This window comes from Kangiella sp. M94 (assembly GCF_054926195.1).
On sequence record NZ_CM142903.1, the window covers coordinates 628,703 to 650,903 of the forward strand.

Annotated in this window: 16 protein-coding genes; 11 read left to right on the top strand and 5 right to left on the bottom strand. The window is 43.5% G+C overall.

All coding sequences use genetic code 11. The annotated features are described in order from the left end of the window. The first annotated feature begins 93 nt into the window (after window positions 1-93). The 6 genes from ACYTXU_RS02995 to ppk1 all read left to right on the top strand — a co-directional run bounded on the left by ACYTXU_RS02995 (window position 94) and on the right by ppk1 (window position 7,147). On the top strand, window positions 94-1,311 hold the full coding sequence (locus tag ACYTXU_RS02995; RefSeq protein ID WP_462208249.1) for a tryptophan--tRNA ligase: 1,218 nt from the start codon (window positions 94-96) through the stop codon (window positions 1,309-1,311). Window positions 1,312-1,365: 54 nt separating this feature from the next. Continuing rightward, on the top strand, window positions 1,366-2,283 hold the full coding sequence (locus tag ACYTXU_RS03000) for a segregation and condensation protein A (protein WP_462208250.1): 918 nt from the start codon (window positions 1,366-1,368) through the stop codon (window positions 2,281-2,283). Between the two features lie 17 nt (window positions 2,284-2,300). Beyond that, complete coding sequence (gene scpB / locus ACYTXU_RS03005; RefSeq protein WP_462209347.1) at window positions 2,301-3,254, top strand: SMC-Scp complex subunit ScpB; 954 nt, start codon at window positions 2,301-2,303, stop codon at window positions 3,252-3,254. Between the two features lie 232 nt (window positions 3,255-3,486). Further along, the gene (locus ACYTXU_RS03010) at window positions 3,487-3,942 is read left to right on the top strand and encodes a response regulator (protein ID WP_462209349.1); all 456 of its coding nucleotides are present in this window, start codon (window positions 3,487-3,489) and stop codon (window positions 3,940-3,942) included. Window positions 3,943-4,061: 119 nt separating this feature from the next. Beyond that, the gene (gene rluB / locus ACYTXU_RS03015; RefSeq protein ID WP_462208251.1) at window positions 4,062-4,865 is read left to right on the top strand and encodes a 23S rRNA pseudouridine(2605) synthase RluB; all 804 of its coding nucleotides are present in this window, start codon (window positions 4,062-4,064) and stop codon (window positions 4,863-4,865) included. Between the two features lie 146 nt (window positions 4,866-5,011). Next, window positions 5,012-7,147, top strand: a complete 2,136-nt coding sequence (gene ppk1 / locus ACYTXU_RS03020) for a polyphosphate kinase 1 (protein WP_462208253.1) — start codon at window positions 5,012-5,014, stop codon at window positions 7,145-7,147. Between the two features lie 26 nt (window positions 7,148-7,173). Here ppk1 and ACYTXU_RS03025 read toward each other — a convergent pair whose 3' ends face one another. After that, on the bottom strand, window positions 7,174-8,730 hold the full coding sequence (locus ACYTXU_RS03025; protein WP_462208254.1) for a Ppx/GppA phosphatase family protein: 1,557 nt from the start codon (window positions 8,728-8,730) through the stop codon (window positions 7,174-7,176). 19 nt (window positions 8,731-8,749) lie between these two features. Then, window positions 8,750-9,499, bottom strand: a complete 750-nt coding sequence (locus tag ACYTXU_RS03030) for a YciK family oxidoreductase (protein ID WP_462208256.1) — start codon at window positions 9,497-9,499, stop codon at window positions 8,750-8,752. Between the two features lie 105 nt (window positions 9,500-9,604). Between ACYTXU_RS03030 and pdsR the strand changes: the two genes are divergently transcribed. From pdsR to ACYTXU_RS03045, 3 genes are read left to right on the top strand one after another with little or no spacing between them, the layout of a single operon-like run. Continuing rightward, window positions 9,605-10,297, top strand: a complete 693-nt coding sequence (gene pdsR, locus ACYTXU_RS03035) for a proteobacterial dedicated sortase system response regulator (protein WP_462208258.1) — start codon at window positions 9,605-9,607, stop codon at window positions 10,295-10,297. Further along, complete coding sequence (locus ACYTXU_RS03040) at window positions 10,297-12,309, top strand: ATP-binding protein (protein WP_462208260.1); 2,013 nt, start codon at window positions 10,297-10,299, stop codon at window positions 12,307-12,309. Before pdsR ends, ACYTXU_RS03040 begins: the two co-directional genes overlap by 1 nt. A 28-nt stretch (window positions 12,310-12,337) precedes the next feature. Beyond that, window positions 12,338-15,376 carry an EAL domain-containing protein gene (locus ACYTXU_RS03045; protein WP_462208261.1) on the top strand — a complete coding sequence of 1,013 codons (3,039 nt, stop codon included), beginning with the start codon at window positions 12,338-12,340 and terminating at the stop codon, window positions 15,374-15,376. Here the strand turns inward: ACYTXU_RS03045 and ACYTXU_RS03050 are convergent. Genes ACYTXU_RS03050 through ACYTXU_RS03060 form a run of 3 tightly spaced genes read right to left on the bottom strand, consistent with a single transcriptional unit; the run spans window position 15,366 to window position 18,102 of the window. After that, the gene (locus tag ACYTXU_RS03050) at window positions 15,366-16,031 is read right to left on the bottom strand and encodes an HAD-IA family hydrolase (protein ID WP_462208263.1); all 666 of its coding nucleotides are present in this window, start codon (window positions 16,029-16,031) and stop codon (window positions 15,366-15,368) included. The two genes, ACYTXU_RS03045 and ACYTXU_RS03050, sit on opposite strands and share 11 nt — an antisense overlap. A 14-nt stretch (window positions 16,032-16,045) precedes the next feature. Next, window positions 16,046-16,765: a bifunctional 2-polyprenyl-6-hydroxyphenol methylase/3-demethylubiquinol 3-O-methyltransferase UbiG gene (ubiG, locus tag ACYTXU_RS03055; RefSeq protein WP_462208264.1), complete on the bottom strand. Its 720-nt coding sequence runs from the start codon at window positions 16,763-16,765 to the stop codon at window positions 16,046-16,048. Window positions 16,766-16,767: 2 nt separating this feature from the next. Continuing rightward, a complete protein-coding gene (locus ACYTXU_RS03060; RefSeq protein ID WP_462208265.1) occupies window positions 16,768-18,102 on the bottom strand; it encodes a TRZ/ATZ family hydrolase in 1,335 nt (444 codons plus the stop codon). A 260-nt stretch (window positions 18,103-18,362) separates the two neighbouring features. On the opposite strand from ACYTXU_RS03060, the gene gyrA reads away from it, so the two are divergent. Then, a complete protein-coding gene (gyrA, locus tag ACYTXU_RS03065) occupies window positions 18,363-21,008 on the top strand; it encodes a DNA gyrase subunit A (RefSeq protein WP_462208267.1) in 2,646 nt (881 codons plus the stop codon). A gap of 50 nt (window positions 21,009-21,058) precedes the next feature. After that, window positions 21,059-22,144, top strand: a complete 1,086-nt coding sequence (serC, locus tag ACYTXU_RS03070; protein WP_462208268.1) for a 3-phosphoserine/phosphohydroxythreonine transaminase — start codon at window positions 21,059-21,061, stop codon at window positions 22,142-22,144. The last annotated feature ends 57 nt before the right edge of the window (window positions 22,145-22,201 follow it).

A 22,201-nucleotide genomic window follows, 5' to 3' on the forward strand; every position in this document is an offset into this window, starting at 1 on the left:
CGGTGTATTCAGGCATAGCGTTTTGATTCGATATAGTTATAATGGGCAGTCTTATTATTTTTACTATTTCGACATAATTATAAGGGTATTTCATTGAGTTCTATTACTGTTGGCCAGAAGCGCGTTCTGTCTGGGATGCGACCTACCGGCCCTTTGCATTTGGGACATTATCACGGGGTTTTAAAGAATTGGGCGCAAATGCAGCATGAGTATGAGTGCTTTTTTATGGTTGCCGATTGGCACGCTCTTACTACCAATTATGATGATACTGCTAGCATTGAAGAATATGTGTGGGATACCGTGTTGGATTGGTTGGCTGCGGGTATCAGCCCAACAGCTGCGACGATCTTTGTGCAGTCAAAAGTTCCTGAGCATGCTGAATTACACTTATTATTGTCGATGGTGACGCCTTTGGGGTGGCTGGAACGTGTTCCGACCTACAAAGAGCAGCAAGAAAAGTTACAAAACAAAGACTTATCCACTTATGGCTTTCTTGGCTATCCATTACTGCAGGCCGCTGATATTCTGGTTTACCGTGCTGGTAATGTGCCGGTTGGCGCGGATCAGGTGCCGCATGTTGAAATGACCCGTGAGGCAGCTCGACGTTTTAATCATTTCTATGGTAAAGAGCCTGGCTTTGAAGAGAAGGTAACTGAAGCCATTAAGAAGATGGGTAAGAAAAACGCTAAGCTATACAATAGCTTGCGAAAAAAATTCCAGGAAGAAGGAGAGCAGTCGGCGCTTGAAACAGCACAAGCCTTGGTCGAGTCACAGGCCAATATATCGATTAATGATCGCGAGCGTTTATACGGTTACCTGGATGGTGAGGGTAAAGTTATCTTACCAGAGCCTCAGGCGTTACTAACCCCTGTGTCAAAAATGCCCGGCCTGGATGGTCAAAAAATGTCCAAGTCGTATGGCAATGCTATTGCCATGCGCGAACCTCGTGAATCAGTGGAAAAGAAAATTAAGACCATGCCGACAGATCCTGCGCGAGTGCGTCGTACCGACCCTGGCACTCCAGAAAAATGTCCGGTATGGGAGTTCCATAAGATATATTCTTCCGATGAAGTTAAAGACTGGGTGCAGAAAGGTTGTACAACTGCGGGTATTGGTTGTATTGATTGTAAAGGCCCAGTGATTGATGCCGTGTGTGCTGAGCAGCAGGCTTTTGTTGAACGTGCCAAAGAATACCAGGAAAGCCCTGAAATCGTCCGTAACATTGTTTCTGAGGGTTCGGAGCGAGCGCGTGACGTGGCGCGAGAAACCATGGATGATGTGCGCCAAGCCATGGGTTTGTCCTATAAATAGGCGTATAAATAGTCTTGTGAATAACATGATAAATAAGGTAATTGAGAAGAATCTATGAGCGAACCAAGCAGCGAACAGCTTTCGAATGCCAATGAGCATTCAGCCGAAGCAGGGCATTTGCAGGAAGAAATGCCTTTTGCGCTGATTGATGGTGAGCAACTCGCAGATTTTCCAAAGGATCTTTATATTCCTCCCGATGCGCTCGAAGTCTTCTTAGAGGCTTTTGAAGGGCCGCTCGATTTATTGCTTTATCTTATCAAGCGTCAAAATGTGGATATTCTTAATATTCCGATTGCTCATATCACTGAGCAATACATGGAATATGTTGAGTTAATGAAGGTTCTGCATCTTGAGCTGGCTGCCGAATATCTGGTGATGGCAGCTATGCTGGCTGAAATTAAAAGTCGGGTGCTATTGCCTCGTCCCAAAGATGAGGACGATGATGAAGATGATCCTAGAGCTGACCTCATTCGCCGTTTGCAGGAATACGAGCAGTTTAAGCAGGCCGCTGAAGATATTGATGAGTTACCGCGCATGGGGCGCGACAACTACGCGGTCAGTGCTAAAAAGCCAGAATTGAATATTGTCAGACCTGATCCTGATGTGGATATGAAAGAACTTTTATTGGCTTTGCGCGATGTTTTACGCCGCGCCGAAATGTTTACCAGCCATCATATTCAGTTTGAGGCCCTGTCAGTCAGAGAGAAAATGGGCTTTGTTCTAGAGCGTTTATCGGCACAGAGCTTTTGTGACTTTTCGCAGCTCTTTAATGTTGAAGAAGGCCGCATGGGTGTGGTGGTGACTTTCCTGGCGATTATGGAGCTGGCGAAAGAATCTTTACTGGAAATTATTCAAACCGAAGGTTACGGACCTATTCATGTCAGAGCTAAGATTAGCTCTGGGCTAGAAGGCGAGGATGCTTCGGAATCTGTTGAGGACAAGTTGGCTGATATAGAACCAACGGTCGATTAATTGGATTAATTGTGAGTATGAATCAAGAAAAAATCGTTCGTATTGTTGAAGCTTCGCTTTTAGCTGCCGGTAGCGCCTTGTCGAAAGATAAGATACTGGAGCTTTTTGCTGAAGATGAAAAAATTAAGCCGGACCAAATAAAGTCTGCGCTTGAGCAGCTACAGCAGGAAGCGGAGGGTAGAGGTATCGAATTGGTGGAAGTGGCTAGTGGTTTCCGGTATCAGGCTCGCCAGGACTATGCTGAGTGGATTGCTCGTCTTTGGGAAGAACGCCCTGCCCGTTATTCGCGTGCATTACTGGAAACTCTTTCACTGATTGCTTACCGCCAACCAACTACGCGAAGCGACATTGAGCAAGTGCGTGGCGTTAGCGTGAGTTCGTCAATTGTTAAGACTTTACTTGAGCGAGAGTGGATTCGTGTTGTAGGGCATCGTGATGTACCCGGAAAGCCAGCGCTTTATGCCACTACTAAGGGGTTTCTTGATTACTTTAACCTGAAAAGCCTTGATGAACTGCCATCATTATCCGAGTTGAAAGACTTGGATAACCTGAATCCAGAGTTTAAGTTTGATGGTGATGATGAGTCGGAAGCTTCTTCTGACTATTCAAGTGAATCTGAAGGGCGTGATGACAGATCGTCAGATCCCAATACTGACGGATCAGTGCCAAGCGCTCCAGAGACTGTTGAATCAGACACTGACGATCCTGAGACCGTTGATCCAGACGCTATCAATCCCGAGGTTATCGATCCTGACTCTGGTGAAGAAGGCTACGAAGGCATAGAACAGGCTGATGAATCGATTGAAGATGATCGTCATCCAGAAGGGATTGAGACTGTTGAAGACGATCAAACAGATTTTGACGGTACTGAACTGGATAGCACTGAGTTCGAAGACACAGATGACGATGACTTTGAAGATGAGAGCTCTGACACAAATTCAGAACAAAAAGCAACTTATCCGGTTCATTAATTAGGCTAACTGATAATTAGATCTAAGTTTTTCATATTTCTAAAAATTATAATAACCGAAAGTTTTACAGCCACTTTCAAAGATGCTAGTGGCCATGTAAGCCAAGTCGGGGGATACATTGAACATTATAAATAGATTGCGCACATTGGTAGACCATCGCCAGATTAGTGGTTTAGGGCGCAGTGAAGATTCCAATAATCAACAAGTTTTAAAGCAAGGTTCTGACGGCAGTTTGACCGTTGAACGTCGCACTAAGCGTCGCCGTAGCGCAGCTCCCGGCAGTAAAATTCTTGTCATTGATGACTCAAAGACCATTCAAGTTGCTTTACGCAAAATGCTTTTGCAAAATCACTATGATGTACACCCTGCATTGGATGCTGAGAAAGGAGTGGAAGTTGCATTACGTGAAAAGCCTGATCTTATCTTCCTGGATATCGTCCTTCCTGGCATGAATGGTTTTGCTGCATTACGTCAATTGCGTAAAGATCCACGTACCCGTGATATTCCTGTAATCATGATCAGTGGAAATGTTCAAGCAACTGAAACTTATTATGCAGAACGCATCGGAGCTGATGATTTCATGCGCAAGCCCTTTAATCGCCTTGAAGTATTCAAGCGAATAGAACGATTGCTGGATGAAGACTGTGTCTTAAGACGCACTGGATTTAGAGCAAAAGCCGCTGTTTAAGCGGCTTTTTTGTTTATGGGCTAAAATCTTAACTGCTATTCTTAATGATTTCCTGATATTCCTCGACTGATCCCTTTCTAGCCCTTAAAATGCGGCTATATTCTTGAAGTGGTAACATCATGTCTGAAAAGCTACAGAAAATTCTTGCTAATGCCGGTCTTGGTTCTCGTCGCGAGCTTGAGAAATGGATTGAAGACGGGCGCGTTAGTGTCAATGGGTCGATCGCTAAGCTCGGCGAGCGAGCGACTGCAAACGATACGATTCGCGTTGATGGTCGTATCATCACGATTAAATCTCCAGAAGAAACCTATACACGAGTTCTGGCCTATAATAAGCCATTGGGCGAGGTTTCAACTATGAAGGATCCGGAAGGGCGAGCTACTGTTTTTGATAATCTACCGAACACCAGTTTTGGTCGCTGGATCAGTATTGGGCGATTGGATATTAACACGACAGGACTCTTATTATTCACCAACAACGGTGAACTGGCTCATCGCTTGATGCATCCTTCTTATCAAGTCGAACGTAAATATGCGGTTCGTGTGCACGGCGAAGTGACCCCAGAAATGATTGCCAACCTGAAAAAAGGTGTCTTGATTGAAGGTGATATGTGTCAGTTTACTTATGTTCAAGATAAGGGTGGCGAAGGCGCCAACCATTGGTACGAAGTTGGTCTTGCGGAGGGTAAAAACCGTGAGGTTCGTAAGCTATGGGAGTCTCAAGGCGTGGAAGTTTCGCGGTTAATGCGGGTCCAATATGGACCTATCGCCCTGCCACAGCGTTTAAGTCGTGGTCGTTGGATGGATTTGGAGGAGCAGGAAATTATTGATTTGGCTCAATTGGTTCAATTAGAGGTTACTCCTCGTCGCGCTCACCCAGAAACCCAAAAGCGTCAGAAAAAAAACATCTGGAAGAAACGTTAGCATTTTCCTTTCATCATATTAGCGGTTGGACTTGTGCCAGAACGAATTCAACCGCCATTAAATTGTCATAGAGTCCCCTAGTCTTAATAGCTTTTAAAGGATATTATTGAGAGGTTAGAGCCTAATTAGACCACTCAAGGAAAGCTATGGGATCCGCCGCAGACAAGTCATCTACTGTTACTTTAGACGAGAAGCCACAAGAGTCGGCTTTGTCGATGGATGATTTGAACAAAATGTCTTTGAACCTTCCGGAATATTATCTTAATCGCGAATTGAGCTTGCTGGCTTTTAATTGGCGGGTTTTACAGCAAGCACTCGACCAATCAATTCCTCTGCTGGAACGGATGCGGTTTATTTTCATTTGCAGTAATAACCTTGATGAGTTTTTTGAAGTGCGAGTAGCTGGGTTGCGACATAGCCTGGCTCGAGGTGAAGCCCGTTTTGGTCTCAATGGTCTTTCGACAGAAGAGGTACTACGTCAGGTAAATGAGCAAGCTCACAAACTGGTTGAAGAGCAGTATCGAATCTTCAATCAAGAGTTATTGCCGCGACTTGCTGAAGAAGATATTCACTTCTTATCGCCTAAGCATTGGGATGATGAACAATACAAATGGCTGAAGAAATACTTTAAGCAACAGGTTACCCCGGTCATCAGTCCGATCAGTCTTGATCTGACTCATCCATTTCCTCGTCTGGTTAATAAAAGTTTGCACTTCTTATTGCACTTGCATGGCAATGATGCATTTGGTCGCGATCTTGAGTTTGCTGTATTGCACATGCCGCGTTCTTTACCTCGAATTATTGAACTGCCTGAAAAAATCGGTGGTAGTGATGGGCATAACTTTGTCTATTTATCGGCGATCATTTCCGAATTTGCAGAAGACTTATTCCCTGGCATGGAGATAAGCGGCTGTTACCAATTTCGATTAACTCGTGATAGTGATTTACTACTAGAGGAAAAGGGAATCGAAGATTTAGCTAGCGCGCTGAAACGCGAACTACAGTCTCGCAATTTCGGAGCTGCGGTCCGTCTGGAAGTTGGAGAATCTTGCCCCAACAAAATCGTCAATTTTTTATTACAAAAATGTAATTTAACGGCAGACGATTTATATCGTGTTAATGGGCCTGTTAATTTAAATCGATTAATATCGCTTCCTGACTTGGTGGAGCGGCCTGATTTAAAGTTTGCTGGTTTTACGCCAAAGGTTCCTGATGATATTCACCGTCGTGGAGTTTTTGATGTGGTATCAGAACGAGATGTACTTTTACATCATCCGTATCAAAGCTTTCAGCCAGTGATTGACTTTGTTCGTCAGGCGGCTAGCGATCCAGAGGTGCTTGCGATTAAGCAAACATTGTATCGAACTGGTAGCCAATCTGCGATTGTCGAAGCTTTAATTGAGGCCGCTCAATCGGGTAAAGAAGTGACTGCTGTGGTGGAACTACGTGCTCGTTTTGATGAAGCCTCTAATATTGAGCTGGCCCAGAAATTACAAGAGGCTGGAGTGTTGGTCGTTTATGGGGTTGTGGGTTATAAAACACACGCCAAAATGACGTTGATAGTGAAACGAGATAAGAAGCACTTAACACGTTTTGTTCACCTTGGCACCGGCAATTATCATGCGGGCAATGCACGGCTTTATACGGATTACAGTTTATTAACCAGTGACCCTGAAATTTGCGAAGATGTGCATAAAGTTTTTCAGCAGCTCACAGGAATGGGAAAGGTATATCAGCTGCATAAATTGTGGCATGCACCTTTTACACTGCATGACAATATTATGAAGTCCATTCAGACAGAAACAGAGAATGCATTGGCTGGCAAGAAAGCAGCAATTATCATTAAAATTAACTCACTGACCGACCAGTCATTAATCGAGGCGCTTTACCGAGCATCAATTGCTGGTGTAACTATTAAATTGATTGTGCGAGGTGTCTGCTGTCTGCGACCAGGTATTGAGAGTGTCTCAGAAAATATTGAAGTGATTTCTATTATTGGACGTTTTTTAGAACATTCTCGAGTGTATTATTTCTATGCAGACGGAGAAGAGCATGTATATGCAGCGTCTGCTGATTGGATGGAGCGTAACCTTTATTATAGAGTTGAAACTTGCTTCCCAATTTTATCTAAGTCAGCAAAGCAGCAAATGATAAAAGAGCTCAAGCTGATGACGTCAGAAAAAATTCAGAGTTGGCATTTGCATGCTGATGGGGAGTATCGTTTTAGTGATATCAAGAATAGTAAAAAATTACATGATCTTTTGTTAGCAAAATTGTCCTGACTAAAAGAAACTGTCGTAAGCTAACCTTAACTAGTTTCTTCTATAGCCCAGTTTAATTGAATGTTATGGTACTCAAGATAGGCCTTCTCTTTACACAGTTCAGCCAATAGCAGTTGATGTTTATAGGCCCACTGTTTTGGTATATGAATGGTCAGTTGGTTGTTACTTTTAGCTTCAAACTTCAATCCAGAAATATCAACATGATCGCGTTTAATATTCAATAGAATGGCGAGGCGTAACACTTGAGTAATAGCGAGTAATGCTTTGGCTGGATCGTATTTATTATCAAATTGTTCGAGAAATAGCTTCTTTCGTTGGTTAGCAATGATTGCTGCCAAGGACTCTTTTGTTTGCTCACTAAATCCGGGCATGTCGCCATATTGAACAATATAGGCGCTATGCAGTCGTAATTTCGAAAAGCTGATCGACAAACCGATTTCATGCAATAGGCAAGCCCAGTCCAGATAGTTTTTATAAATCGGATGGTTAATTTCCCATATATCAGCTATCTGATCAAAAATATGCTGGGCTGAATTTTTAACCTGAATCGCGTACTCCTGATCAACATTGAAACGACTCATCAGTGATAGTGCAGTATGATGTCTGTTATCGTTCCCTTTTAGCTCCTCTGCTAGCTCAATTAAAATCCCTTCACGTAAAGAGCCATTGGCTACATACATTTTATCAATATTGAGTTCTTGAAATAGCGCAATAAGAATTGCCAATCCGACAGCAAAGGTGTTTTGACGACTAACCGATAAACCACTAAAAGTTATCTGATCGACATGACCCATTTGTATGAGTTGGTCTTTAATTAATTGCAAATGGGTAGGCTTGATAAAACCTTCATCAAAGCCTAACTCAACTAAGACCTTATAGATCGCTTCAATACTGCCGGAAGAACCCAGGCAATGCTCCCAGCGTGAGGACAAGTAACGTTTTTCGATGCGAGAGATTTCAGCCGCTGCGGTGAGAATAGCATTATTGAAATGTTTTTCGTTGATCTCACCATTAGGAAAGTAGCGTTGGTAGGTTACACAACCGATAGATAAGCTATCCAGATTAATTGGTTCGAATTTATCACCTAAAATAATTTCGGTACTACCGCCGCCGATGTCGACTACCAAGGCTGTTTCAATATCGGGATGGTTATGAGACACCCCTTCATAAATCAAGCGAGCCTCTTCTTTGCCGGGCAAAATTTCAATGGGGTTATTAAGAATGACTTCTGCGGGCTCAACAAAAGCTTTGGCATTTTTAGCCTCACGCAGTGTGTATGTTGCTACGACTTTAGTATATTGAGCTGGAATGTTTTTTATTCGTTCCTGAAACAGCTTGAGGCAGTTTAAACCACGCTCAATGGCTTCTTGCGAGAGAAAGTCGTTGTCATCGAGACCATTGGCGAGCTGAACTTTTTCCTTCAGGCGGCCAATAACACGAAATGAATGGCCATCGTATTCTGCAATGGCCAGATGGAAACTATTTGAGCCTAGATCGATTGCGGCATATTGAACGGTTTGTGCCAGTTCTGCAGCCTCAAACTGTTCCTTGATAGCATTCTCTGTCAATCCCGCGTAATTCAAATTAACGATTTCCTGTTAATTACTTTATAAAATCTCTAGCATTGATAGCTTGTCCTGATTTGGGGCACGCTTCACGATCCATCAGCCACAGATAAGCTGGCATCAGGTCGGCTGGAGTTGGTAATGTATTCGGATCTTCACCAGGATAAGCATTGGCTCGCATTTTCGTGCGGGTTGCACCCGGATTGATACTGTTTACTCGAATTTTGGCGCTTTCCAGTTCGTCGGCTAGCACTTGCATCAGGCCTTCGGTTGCGAACTTGGATACCGCATAAGCTCCCCAATAGGCTCGGCCCTGGCGGCCAACGCCGGAGGAAGTAAACAGAATCGAAGCATTGTCAGATTTGCGAAGTAATGGAATACAGTATTTGGTTAATAAAAATTCTGCGTTGACGTTGACTTGCATGACTCGAAACCAGGTTTCTTCATCAAAATGTTCAATGGGTGACAACAAACCTAAATCACCCGCGTTGTGCACTAAAGCATCAAGACGGCCAAACTCTTTTTCAATAACTTCAGCAACCTGTTGATACTGTTGCGGGTCATTGTTTTGTAAGTTCACTGGAAGGAAAGCAGGTTGTGGGTAGCCAGCAGCTTCAATTTCATCGTAAACCTTTTCCAATTTGCGCGTGTCACGAGACAGGAGAATGACTGTGGCCCCATATTTGGCATAGGTCATGGCAATTTCTTTGCCAATACCAGCAGTTGCACCAGTGACTAGAATCACTTTATCTTTTAACAAATCGGGTGCGGCTTGATAATCTTGCATGAAAACTTCTTACGATAGATTGGTTTAAGGAATTCAGGTATTCTACCTTACTTAATGATTAACGAATAGCCCACAGTAGCAGGCGAAAATAAGGCTTAATGCATTATGGCAAAACGAATCGCTTTAGTTGAAGACGAACCCATTTTACAACAAAATTACAGCATGGCTTTGAAGAAGGCTGGTTATGAGGTCATGGTTTACGGTACCAAGAAAGAGGCCAACACAGCCTTTAGTACGCGTCTTCCTGATCTGGTTTTGCTGGATATAGGGTTGGGGGACGATCCTGAAGCGGGCTTTGAGGTTTGTCGTAGTTTGCGTCAGCAATCATCGCAGTTGCCAATTATTTTCCTGACTGCTTTAGATAGTGATTTCGACATTATTTCGGGCTTACGCTTGGGAGCTGATGATTATTTAACCAAAGACATCAGCATGCCGCACTTATTAGCGAGAATATCAGCGTTATTTAGGCGTCTTGACAGCATTAACTCGCCTGGTGCGGGCAATAATGTACAGACGGTGGGTGACCTGGAAATTGATAATGAAAGGCTAGGCCTTAGTTGGAAAGGCTCTGCGGTTGATTTGACCGTTAGTGAGTTTTGGATTGTTAATGCATTGGCACAAAAGCCCGGGCATGTTAAGAACCGAGATCAACTGATGCAGGCGGTTAAAGCAGTCGTCGATGACAGCACTATTACTTCTCATATCAAGCGTATTCGTCAGAAGTTCCAACGAGTTGATCAAGAGTTTGATGCCATTGAAACGGTTTATGGTATGGGGTATCGCTGGAATCATCGTTAATGAATTCATTGTCTTTAACAGGTCGTTTACTACTGCTGAGTTTTGTCTTTATCCTAATTCCGCTCATAAGCTGGTTGTTATTAGTAAAGTTTGAGAAAGACATAGAGCGTAATGCCTTGGCTCAAAGTAAAGAGCAGGCGCAAATCCTTGCTGGCTTTGTCAATCAATTGCTGCAAACCGATAAAGCTCTTCAGCAAAAATTTCTCAATACAACCCAACAAAAACAGTTTCCCATAGCGCTGAAAGAAACCGCAGTCTTAGTCGATGGATTTGCGGATGAATGGTATCCCTATCAGTCGGCAACCAGCAAAATCCGAAATTTTGGTCAGGATGCCAAGCTGACATTGATTGAAGATAAAGATTACGTATATGGGTTGTTTGAGGTGGAGGATAATTCTATTGCCTATCGCCAGCGCCTGGATATCGCTGACCTTTCGGACAAAATAACTTTGGTGCTTGGCTCTTATCAAATGCAGTTTATTCCACAGGCTCCAGGTAAGGTCCCTGCGTTACGACAAACAGCCGACGGTTATCGAGAGGTGACTCCGGTTTATGCGGTTTGGCAGGAGCGTACCGAAGGTTATCAGTTGGAATTTCGTATTCCACAAAGCTTGGTCGGTAAGACCCTCTCGGCTGAGATTACCGATATAGATCATACGCAAAGTGGTGTGCAGCTTCAGGGGATTTACTCTTTTACTGACTTTGAGTCGGTAAGTTTGCATAGCCGTTTACAAAGTGGTGTTCTGAGCTTACTTGAGCCGGAGTTATATCGTTTAACCCTAACTAACATACAGGGTGAAGTTTTATACCAGTTTGGCCAGCTCCATACAGACATACGAAAAAATTGGCGTAATCGCATATGGTCATCCGCAATTGATGGCAATACTACCGATAGCTTGCTTGGCAAAAAAAGTGTATCAACCGTGGGCCTTGATCTGGCTTTTACCGGTAGAACACAAAGCAAAACGGTCAATGCAACTGAACTGTCTGCTTTCTCTAGAGTGTATAAGCCACTATACAATAGCCAGCAACTGGTGGGGGTGATGATTCTAGAATCTTCACCCATCAATGAAAAACTACAACTACGAGACTTCTGGTTACGGTTCTTATTGTTGCTGGGGCTAGTCTGGAGTCTTTTCGTCTGGTGGCTGGTCAAACAAACTCGGCGCTATAGTCAGCGCATTATCGAGTTGCGAGATTTGACGGAAGGGTCCATCAATGAACAAGGACAAATTCGCTATGTCATTGATATGGATGAACAATTTGATGATGAAGTGTCAGATATGACCAATAGCTTTTCAATTTTGACCAACCGTCTAAAGCAGTATCATGATTATCAGGAAAAGCTCGTTTCTCGTCTGAATCATGAGTTAAGAACTCCTATCGCGATTATTCGAAGCTCATTGGATAATATCCATCGGGAACATTTATCAGTAGACGAATTGCAATTGATTGATAATGCTCAATCGGGCGCAGAGCGTATGAGCCAGACCATTAGTCGTTTGAGTGAGGCCAATAAATTGGAGCAGGCGGTTCGGAGTGCCGACAAAGAACCCTTTGATATGGTTCCAGTTTTGAAAGACTTGATCGTGGCGTACCGAATCAACTGGCCAGAGCATACTTTTGAGCTGACAAAGGAACTTGAGGAGGCTCGTATACTTGGCTCTAAAGATTTGTTTGTGCAGATGTTGGATAAGTTGATTTCTAATGCGGTAGATTTTGATAATAAGTCAAAACCTATCACTATCTCGCTTAGACGTAGAGAGCGCCAATTGGTGCTAAGCGTTAGTAATGCTGGCCCACTAATTGCCAAAAAGAACCTGCATGATGTGTTCAGTTTGATGCATTCAAGCCGTAAGCACAGCAACCAGCATTTAGGTTTGGGCTTATATGTTGCAAGATTAATAGCCAGTTTTCATGCTGCCAAAGTGTATGCTGAAAATGAGCTTGACCAATCTGGTGTCTCCATTAATATCGTCTGGAGAAATAAACATTTTACCGCATCTCCTTAAGGTATTATGATGGGGATGAGGGTAGGTTATGGAATTTGAATCGATTAAAGTCAATCATTTAACATCAATTCAACAGCTTGCAGTAAGTATAGCGAAAGCTGCTGACTTACAGGAGTTGCTTGATGGTATCGTTGAGCATATATTTTCTCAGTTACAAAGTTTTGATTGTGCATTATTTCTTTATGAATCTTCCCATCAAGAGCTTATCTGCTATTCCTATCGTAAACGAGGGGTAAGCGAGCAAGAGTCCTTCAAACTTAAAACCGTAAAAATCGGTTCAGGTATCATTGGCCATACAGCCAAAAAGAAGCAAACCATACGGGTTGATGATACGGATCAAAGTAATATATTCGTTCAGGACTTACAGAAAAACTATTCAGAGTTGTGCGTGCCGATATTATTGGATGATGAGCTGATTGGGGTGATTGATATGGAGCATCCTGATAAAGCTTTTTTCACCGAGGATGATGCTCGTTATGTTGAAACCATCACCTCTATGATCGCCTATCTGATCAAGCAACATCAAACCAATGAAAAATTGCACCTGACTATCGAAAAATTGAAATTCGATGAGAAGAAATTGCGTGATAATGAATTGTTTTATCGCAATTTAATGGAGCAGGCCAGTGATAGTATATTCATCCATGATCAATCAGGAAGGTTTTTGGATGTTAATCAACAAGCCGTCTTAACTTTAGGTTACTCTCGTGAAGAGTTGCTTCAGATGCGAGTCAAAGATATTGATGTTGAAAATGGACTAAAAAGCACTAGCGGTGCTGATTTTTATAGAAGTTTACGACCAGGTGAACCAGTCATTGTTGAAGGCAAACACCAGCGCAAAGATGGAAGCGTTTTTCCGGTTGAAGTTAAAGTAGGATTGTTAAACGATAATAATGTTATTGCTGTAGTCCGCGATATTTCAAAGCGCCAACAAGTAATGAAAGAGCTGGATACCTCGAAAAGGTTCATGCAGGATATTATTAATACCTCCCCTGATGTGATTTATGTATTTGATTTTGCACAAGATGTCATCATAGATGGTGCTGATCGCTTTTCACGCTACCTTGGCTACGAGGACACTATCTTCAATAGTTGGACTGAAGTATTGCATATTGTCCATCCTGAAGATCTGAGTCTTATACAAAAACGTGCTGATAATGTCATCAAGTCACAAGCTGATGAGTTGATCAAATCTGAAGCACGCTTTAAGAATGCACAAGGGGAGTGGGTCTGGCTTAAAAACCATTGTAAGGTAGTGAAGCGCAACGAGCAGGGTAAGCCCCTGATTGAAGTTGGTACCATCACCGATATTACTCACCGAAAAGCTATAGAGCAGCAGCTCATCAATAAAGAGGAGTATTATCGTGCATTGGTAGAGAATGCTTTCGATGGCATCGTTCTTTATGATGAAAAGGGACGAGTTCAGTTTCTCTCAAACAGTGTCGAAAAACTCCTGGGTTATAGAGCAGAAGATGTCACGACAAAAACTGGTATAGACTTTATTTTTCCTAGCGATCAGGAGCTTGTTCGAAAGGCTTGGCGCTGGGTAATGGCGCATCCTAATCAAATATATCGCATCCCTGATTATCGTTTGGTAAAGAAAGATGGTGGTATTATCTGGGTTGAGAATACGTTAATTAATTTGCTCAATGATCCAGTAGTCAATGGCGTGATTAGTAACTTCAGAGATATTAGCCACAAGAAAAGTGCTGAGCAATCGATTTATAAAATTTCCAATTACGATACCTTAACTGAATTACCTAATAGACATTTTTTACGCCAACAAGTTGAGCGTCAGATACAAAAGTCTAAAAAAGAACCGCAATCCATCAGTCTGGTGTATTTTGATATTGTTCAGTTGAATAGCATTAATAATGCAATGGGGCACTGGGTCGGTGATCAAGTCTTACACTATGTCGCACGAATCATACGAGAAAATCTGGACGAGTTTGATTTAATCGCCCGCTCTGGTAATGATGAATTCGCTGTAGTTCTGACTCAGCAGGAACCATTCGAAATATCACAGGTTGTTGAACGGATACTTTCAACATTTGAAAATATCATACGCATTGGCGATCTCGATTTAAAAGTCTCCTTGAGGGCTGGCATTGCACGCTTCCCGGAAGACGCTGATAGCGCTGAGGATTTATTGAGTCGTGCTGAAATTGCTGTTGGCCGTGTCAAGGGTCTGAGTACCCAATATACTTTTTTCCAACCGCAAGATAGCGATAGTATTCGTTATCGTATCAATCTGGAACGTGAGTTGGTACAGGCTATTGATGATGAATCACTGGAATTGTTTTATCAGCCCAAAGTGTGTTTAAGGACTGGTGTTATTGAGTCGGTAGAGGCTTTGTTGCGTTGGAATCATCCCGAAAGTGGTTATATTTCTCCTCAGACAATTGTCAATATTGCTGAAGCTAATAGCTTGATCTACAAACTAACCAGTTGGGTAGTTGAAAATGCGATTAAGCAGATTAAAGATTGGTCACAAAAAGGATTGAATACGCGAATTGCTGTTAACTTGTCTGCACGAGATATTCAGCGAGCAGGATTTGAAGCTGATATTCGGCAGTCACTGGAAAAATATCAGGTCGATAGTACCTTGCTTGATATTGAAATTACAGAGAGTGCTGCGATGGCTGATATGGAGCACTCAGTACAGACATTACGCCAGTTATCTGACCTTGGCATTGGCATTAGTCTTGATGATTTTGGCACTGGTTATTCGTCAATCAGTTATCTGGCAAGTTTACCTGTTGATTTAGTGAAAATTGATCAGACTTTTATTCAAGGCCTCAAACAGGCATCGGTTCAGGCTGTTAAAGATAATCAGCTTATTATCAAAAACATTATTCGCTTGGCGGAAAGTTTCAAATTAGTGTCTTTAGTGGAAGGTATTGAAACTATGGAGCAGTGTCGTCTGTTGCAAAAATATAATTGTGACTTAGGGCAGGGCTTTTTATTCAGTAGGCCGAAGTCAGCAAAAGACATTGAGCCACTGTTGCGCAAGGGTTACATTGACATGGACATGTTTAAAATCGCTAAACCCAGCGTTAACGATTAAGTAGCAGGCTTTTCAAATCAGTTGAATCTTTCACCGTAGCGTCTGCTAGCCATTCAAGAATTATATCTTCTGGTTGAATATAACCATACTCGGCAACTACTGTTTTCATTCCGGCAGCGCGACCTGCCGCGATATCACGCCAGGCATCACCAACATAAACCGATTGAACCGGCTTGACCCCAGCTTGCTGTGCAGCAGCAAAAAGCGGGTTTGGATGAGGCTTGGTGGGCTTGACGGTGTCGCCACAAACCAGCGCACTGCAAGAGTGCCGTAGGTTCAAGGCTTCGAGTAGTGGTATGGTTAAAAATTCAGGTTTGTTGGTAGCAATGCCCCAGGCAATATTGGCTTTGTGGAGGTCTTCGAGCAATTCTTGCAAGCCATTAAAAAGCACAGTGTGCACAGCGATATTTTCTGCATAAATATTCAGGTACTGTTTTCGAAACTCATCAAACTCTTTGTGCTGTGGTTCTAAGCCGAATCCAATTCTTAACATGGCAGCAGCGCCATGCGAAACAAATGGACGAATTTCTGAAAAAGGGAGCGGCGGCTTGCCATGGACCTCACGCTGAATATTTAATGCCAAGGCCATATCTGGCGCAGTATCTAATAAGGTGCCATCTAAGTCGAAGAAAACTGCGCGCGGTTGGGTACTCATTGATATGCTCACTATTACTCTGGTCGAGTATGAACCAAGTAGTTCACATCAACATTATCGCTAAGCCAATACTTTTTGGTCAGCGGATTGTAATGCATACCAGTAATGCTGTGGAAAGGAAGTCCTGCTGGACGACTCCATGCTTCTAGTTCCGATGGACGAATAAACTTCTTAAAGTCGTGCGTACCCTTAGGTAGCATTTGTAAAAGATATTCAGCACCAACAATCGCAAACAGGAAGCTTTTCGGGTTACGGTTTATAGTTGAGAAAAACACATGACCATCTGGCTTAACCAGCTTGCGGCAGGCTTTAATAATGGAGGATGGGTCGGGAACATGTTCGAGCATTTCCAGACAGGTCACCACGTCATACTCGCCAGCATGTTGTTCAGCAAACTCTTCGGCGGTGATTTTTTGATAATCAATTTGCAGCCCTGACTCAAGCATGTGTAGTTTGGCGACTTCAAGCGGCATATCGCCCATATCGATACCGGTAGCTTGAGCACCTTCTTTGGCCATTGCTTCGGTTAAAATGCCGCCGCCACAACCAATATCTAACACCTTCTTACCCTGCAAGCCGTTGGCGTTATCTAGAATGAACTGTAAGCGTAGTGGGTTAATATCGTGCAGCGGCTTAAAGTCGCCTTCTTTATCCCACCAACGCGAAGCCATCTGTTCAAATTTGTTAATTTCGTGTTGATCGACGTTGGCTTGCTGTTCAGTTGTTTTACTCATGATTAGGCTTGACCTTGAATTGCTTTTTTCCAGTGGTTAGCTCGTTGAATCAGTTCATCAATATCGATTCCAACTAGCTGTTGATTGTTGAGTTTTATCTCGCCATTAATCCAGACATGGCTGACCTGTTCTCGGCCAGCAGTATAAACGATTTGTGAGACGGGGTCATAAACCGGTTGTGACTCAATGGTGTTTAAGTTGATGGCGGTTAAGTCGGCTGCTTTGCCGACTTCAATGGAACCGATAGTGTCTTCCTGTCCTAACGCTTTAGCGCCGCCATAAGTTGCCGCATGCAGAATATCGTGCGCTGAGCAGGCCTGAGCCGAGCCAGTAAAGACTTTGCCCAGCAAGGCAGCGGATTTCATCTCTGCGAGCATATTTAAGTCATTGTTACTGGCGTTACCATCGGTGCCAATCGCTATATTGACACCAGCAGTCATCAGCTCTTGCACGGGGCAAATGCCGCTGGCGAGCTTCATATTGGATTGAGGGCAGTGCGCTACCGATACACCGTTTTGTACCAGCAACTCTATTTCACCTCGTTGCATTTGTGTCATATGTACTGCAATCAGGTTTGGGGTAATCAACCCAAGCTCCTGTAAACGCTTGATAGGGCGCTTACCAGTGGCCTTTAAGGCTTCTTTAACTTCGTGCGCCGTTTCATGCACATGCATGTGGACAGGAATGCCCAGTTCATTACTTAAAGTGGCGATTTTCTTGAGCGGTTCATCCGAAACGGTGTAGGGCGCATGTGGGGCGAAGGCAAATTGAATCATATCGTGATGCTTGTAATCATCACGCAGTTGCAGGCCTTTTTTGAGATAATCCTCTGGGCCATTACCCCACACTGAAGGGAAATCAAACATCAACATGCCTACCGTTGCACGCATCCCCAGATTATGGGCGACTTTGGCGGTCATATTCGGTTGGAAATACATGTCATTAAATGTGGTGGTACCGCAGCGAATCATTTCGGCAATTGCCAGCTTAAGGCCATCTTCACAAAATTCATCACTGACCCACTCTCGTTCAGCGGGCCAGATATGGTTTTCAAGCCAAATCATCAGCGGCAAGTCATCGGCCAAACCTTTGAACAGGCTCATGGCTGCGTGAGTGTGGATATTGACTAAGCCGGGAATAAGAGCATGGTCGGTGAGTTGATAGTGATGATCAGTCGCGTATTTCGATAATACTTCAGTAGTTGGTATCAGCTCGAGAATGATGCCTTTGTCCACCACAACAGAATAATCGTTGAGAATTTTGTTTGATTTTTGACCATCGCGACTGACGGGAATGACCCATTTGGCGCTAATGATTTGTTCAACAGTTTGACTCACAGTCAGCTCTACAATATTTCAATGACTTAGGGTTGATGATTATACCTAACAAGTGACAAAAGCTCACCTTTTAGTCAGTTTGTTTCATCGAGAGTGAAAAGCACGTCAAAGTCCAGCCATGGCGGGGCTTTTAGCTGGATATTTAGTGGAATAAAATTAGCTTGAAAGAGGGCGTTGTGTTACAATTTTGCGCTTAAAAACATAAACCATACTGTTTGTGATAATTAATTATAACTATCAGATTTTAAAGGGTTTTTACAATGGGTGAACTTGCCAAAGAGATCCTCCCGATCAATATTGAAGATGAACTAAAAACTTCCTACCTTGATTATGCAATGAGTGTCATCGTCGGACGTGCTTTACCAGACGTCCGCGACGGTTTAAAACCGGTTCACCGCCGTGTTTTATACGCCATGAACGTGCTTGGAAATGACTATAATAAAGCCTACAAAAAATCCGCTCGTGTAGTGGGTGACGTCATCGGTAAATATCACCCGCATGGTGATACCGCCGTTTACGACACTATCGTGCGTATGGCTCAACCTTTCTCCTTACGCTACATGCTGGTCGATGGTCAGGGTAACTTCGGTTCGATTGATGGTGACTCGGCAGCTGCAATGCGTTATACCGAAGTCCGCATGGATAAATTGGCCCATCAGTTATTGGCCGATCTGGAAAAAGAAACCGTAGATTTCGAAGACAACTATGACGGTTCCGAATCAGAGCCAACGGTTCTTCCCACGCGCGTTCCTAATTTATTGATCAACGGCTCTTCCGGTATCGCTGTCGGTATGGCGACCAATATTCCCCCTCATAACTTAACGGAAGTTATTGACGGTTGTCTGGCATTGATTGATAACCCTGATATTACGATTCCTGAGCTGATGGAATACATTAAAGGCCCAGATTTCCCAACCGCCGCTATTATCAATGGTCGTGCTGGCATTATTGATGCTTACCATACTGGACGCGGTAAAATTTACCTGCGTTCACGTAGCCACGTCGAAACCGATGATAAATCAGGTAAACAATCTATCGTTGTGACGGAGTTGCCTTATCAGGTCAACAAGGCGCGTTTGATCGAGAAGATTGCTGAGCTGGTCAAAGAAAAGAAGATTGAAGGTATTACCGGTTTGCGTGACGAGTCTGATAAAGACGGTATGCGTATGGTGATTGAGTTGCGTAAAGGTGAAGTGCCGGAAGTGGTACTTAATAACCTGTATGCACAATCGCAAATGCAGAATGTTTTTGGTATCAACATGGTGGCGTTGGATAACAACCAGCCACGCTTGTTTAACCTGAAAGACGCTATCGATGCTTTCGTCACTCACCGACGTGAAGTGGTCACAAGACGTACCATTTTTGAATTGCGTAAAGCGCGTGAAAAAGCTCACGTGTTAGAAGGTTTAGCGATTGCTCTAGCCAATATTGATGCAATTATTGAGCTAATCAAAGAGTCACCAACACCGAAAGAAGCGAAAGAAGGATTGATGGCTCGCGGCTGGGAGCCAGGTCAGGTTAGCACTATGTTAGCGCGTGCAGGTACCGAAGCCTGTCGTCCCGAAGAGCTGGCTGCCGAGTTTGGTTTTCACGATGGTTTCTATAAGCTTTCTGATGCGCAGGCGCAAGCCATTCTTGATTTGCGTTTACACAAGCTGACTGGTCTTGAGCACGACAAAATTCTAGGTGAATACAAAGACTTACTAGGTCTTATCGAGGAGTTGTTGCGTATTCTTATGAGCACTGAACGTTTACTTGAAGTGATTCGCGAAGAGCTTGAAGAAGTAAGAGAAAACTTTGGTGATGAGCGTCGCTCAGAAATTCTTGATAGCAAATTAGATTTAACCATTGCTGACTTGATCACCGAAGAAGATGTTGTGGTGACTTTATCGCACGAAGGATATGTGAAATATCAAGCCTTGTCAGAATACAAGGCGCAGCGTCGCGGTGGTCGTGGCAAGTCTGCAACCAAGATGAAAGACGAAGACTTCATTGAAAAATTATTAGTCGCTTCGACACATGACACGATTCTTTGTTTCTCCTCAACCGGTAAAGTTTACTGGTTGAAAGTGTTTGAATTACCGAATGCCGGTCGTGGCTCACGTGGTAAGCCGATTGTTAACGTCTTGCCATTGGAAGAGAATGAAAGAATTAACGCTATCTTACCAATTCGTGAGTTTTCTGAAGATAAGTTTGTCTTTATGGCAACCGCGAACGGTACCGTTAAGAAAACATCGTTGGAACAATTCTCGCGTCCTCGTTCGAACGGTATTATCGCGCTGACAATTGCTGCTGATGATGAGTTGATCGGCGTAGTAGAAACTGATGGCACTAACCACATCATGATGTTCAGTGATGCCGGTAAAGTGATTCGTTTTGATGAAGCAAACGTGCGTGGCATGGGTCGTACGGCTCGCGGTGTGCGCGGTATGAAATTACCTGAAGGCGCCAAAGTTATTCAGATGATTGTTGCCGAGGAAAATGGTTCGGTATTAACTGCTACTGAAAATGGTTACGGTAAACGTACTGCGATGGAAGACCATCCACTGCGTGGTCGTGGCGGTCAAGGCGTGATCTCAATTCAAATGAGTGATCGTAATGGTGCAGTTGTCAGTGCGGTTCCAGTGATTGATGGCGACGAAGTTATGCTGATCAGTAAAGGTGGAACTCTGATTCGAACCGGTGTTGATGATATTCGCATCATGGGTCGAAATACCCAGGGCGTTCGCTTAATTAAGTTAGATGATGGTGAAACATTAGTCGGCCTACAACGTATCGTTGAAATCGAAGATGATGAAGATGAACTTGAAGGCGTTGAAGCTGTTGAAGCCTCCGACAATGCAGATAATCTTGACGAAGTTGATGGCCAAGAGGCTGCTCGAAAAGAGACCGATGAAGACGAGTAAGCTGATAAAGCTTACTCACCCTTTTCCAAAGAAGTAGAGATCTCAACGATATGAATCGCGGTTATAATTTTAGTGCTGGCCCAGCCGCCATACCGACCGAAGTGCTTGAGCGTGCGCAAGAAGAGCTTTTAAACTGGAATGGTCATGGATGTTCAGTGATGGAATTTGGCCATCGCACGCATGAGTTTGAACAGCTTCTTGAGCAAACTGAAGCCGATCTTCGAAAGCTACTCAATGTCCCAAATCACTACCGCGTATTATTTATGCACGGTAGTGCTTCTCACCAATTTGCTATGGTTCCCATGAACTTCCTGGCACCGGATGATACCGCAAACTATCTGGAGCAAGCCCATTGGTCTAAAAAAGCGATTAAAGAAGCTCAGGGCTTTGGCAACATCCATGTTCAGCAAGGTTTTCAGCAAACAGAAGAAGGCTTAGCGATTGTCCCTGAGTCCGAATGGCAATTGGATGAGGCTGGAAAATATCTTCACTTTACCTCTAATGAAACCATTGTCGGAGTACAGTTCAAAAAGGAACCCAAAGCATTTGCCGGAAAGTTAGTGTGTGACATGTGTTCCGATATTCTGTCTCGCCCGATTGATGTCGAGAAGTACGCTTTAATTTACGCTGGTGCACAAAAAAATATCGGACCATCGGGTATGACGGTGGTGATTGTGCGTGAAGATTTATTCGAACAAATGCAAACCCATCGTGTGCCTTCGCTATTTCAATATCCATTGATGGCAAAGCATAAATCCTTGTTCAACACACCTCCAAGCTTTGGCATCTATCTGGCCGGCCTGGTATTCGAATGGTTACTAGAGCGAGGTGGAGTCGAAGCGATTGAAAAATCAAATCAACAGAAAGCCCAGCTACTTTATGATGCGATTGATGCCTCTGATTTTTATCATTCGCCCGTCGCAAAAGATTCGCGCTCGATAATGAATGTGGCTTTTACGTTAAAGGATCACAGTTTGGATTCAGCCTTTTTACAGCAGGCACAAGAGCAAGGTCTGCTTGCCCTGAAGGGGCATCGCGATTTTGGCGGTATGCGAGCGAGTATCTACAATGCAATGCCATTAGAGGGAGCTCAGGCTCTGGTAGATTTTATGAAAGAATTTGAGCGCAAAGTTTAAATTCAACTGAGCATAAAAAAGGGCGACTGCCAGTCACCCCATAAATATCTTATTGTG

What these genes read in the sequence shown, in the direction of transcription:
- ACYTXU_RS03000 (WP_462208250.1), top strand. Translation starts at nt 1,366, where the DNA reads ATGAGCGAACCAAGCAGCGAACAGCTTTCGAATGCCAATGAGCATTCA.
- scpB (WP_462209347.1), top strand. Translation starts at nt 2,301, where the DNA reads ATGAATCAAGAAAAAATCGTTCGTATTGTTGAAGCTTCGCTTTTAGCT.
- rluB (WP_462208251.1), top strand. Translation starts at nt 4,062, where the DNA reads ATGTCTGAAAAGCTACAGAAAATTCTTGCTAATGCCGGTCTTGGTTCT.
- ppk1 (WP_462208253.1), top strand. Translation starts at nt 5,012, where the DNA reads ATGGGATCCGCCGCAGACAAGTCATCTACTGTTACTTTAGACGAGAAG.
- ACYTXU_RS03030 (WP_462208256.1), bottom strand. Translation starts at nt 9,499, where the DNA reads ATGCAAGATTATCAAGCCGCACCCGATTTGTTAAAAGATAAAGTGATT.
- pdsR (WP_462208258.1), top strand. Translation starts at nt 9,605, where the DNA reads ATGGCAAAACGAATCGCTTTAGTTGAAGACGAACCCATTTTACAACAA.
- ACYTXU_RS03040 (WP_462208260.1), top strand. Translation starts at nt 10,297, where the DNA reads ATGAATTCATTGTCTTTAACAGGTCGTTTACTACTGCTGAGTTTTGTC.
- ACYTXU_RS03045 (WP_462208261.1), top strand. Translation starts at nt 12,338, where the DNA reads ATGGAATTTGAATCGATTAAAGTCAATCATTTAACATCAATTCAACAG.
- ACYTXU_RS03050 (WP_462208263.1), bottom strand. Translation starts at nt 16,031, where the DNA reads ATGAGTACCCAACCGCGCGCAGTTTTCTTCGACTTAGATGGCACCTTA.
- ubiG (WP_462208264.1), bottom strand. Translation starts at nt 16,765, where the DNA reads ATGAGTAAAACAACTGAACAGCAAGCCAACGTCGATCAACACGAAATT.
- gyrA (WP_462208267.1), top strand. Translation starts at nt 18,363, where the DNA reads ATGGGTGAACTTGCCAAAGAGATCCTCCCGATCAATATTGAAGATGAA.
- serC (WP_462208268.1), top strand. Translation starts at nt 21,059, where the DNA reads ATGAATCGCGGTTATAATTTTAGTGCTGGCCCAGCCGCCATACCGACC.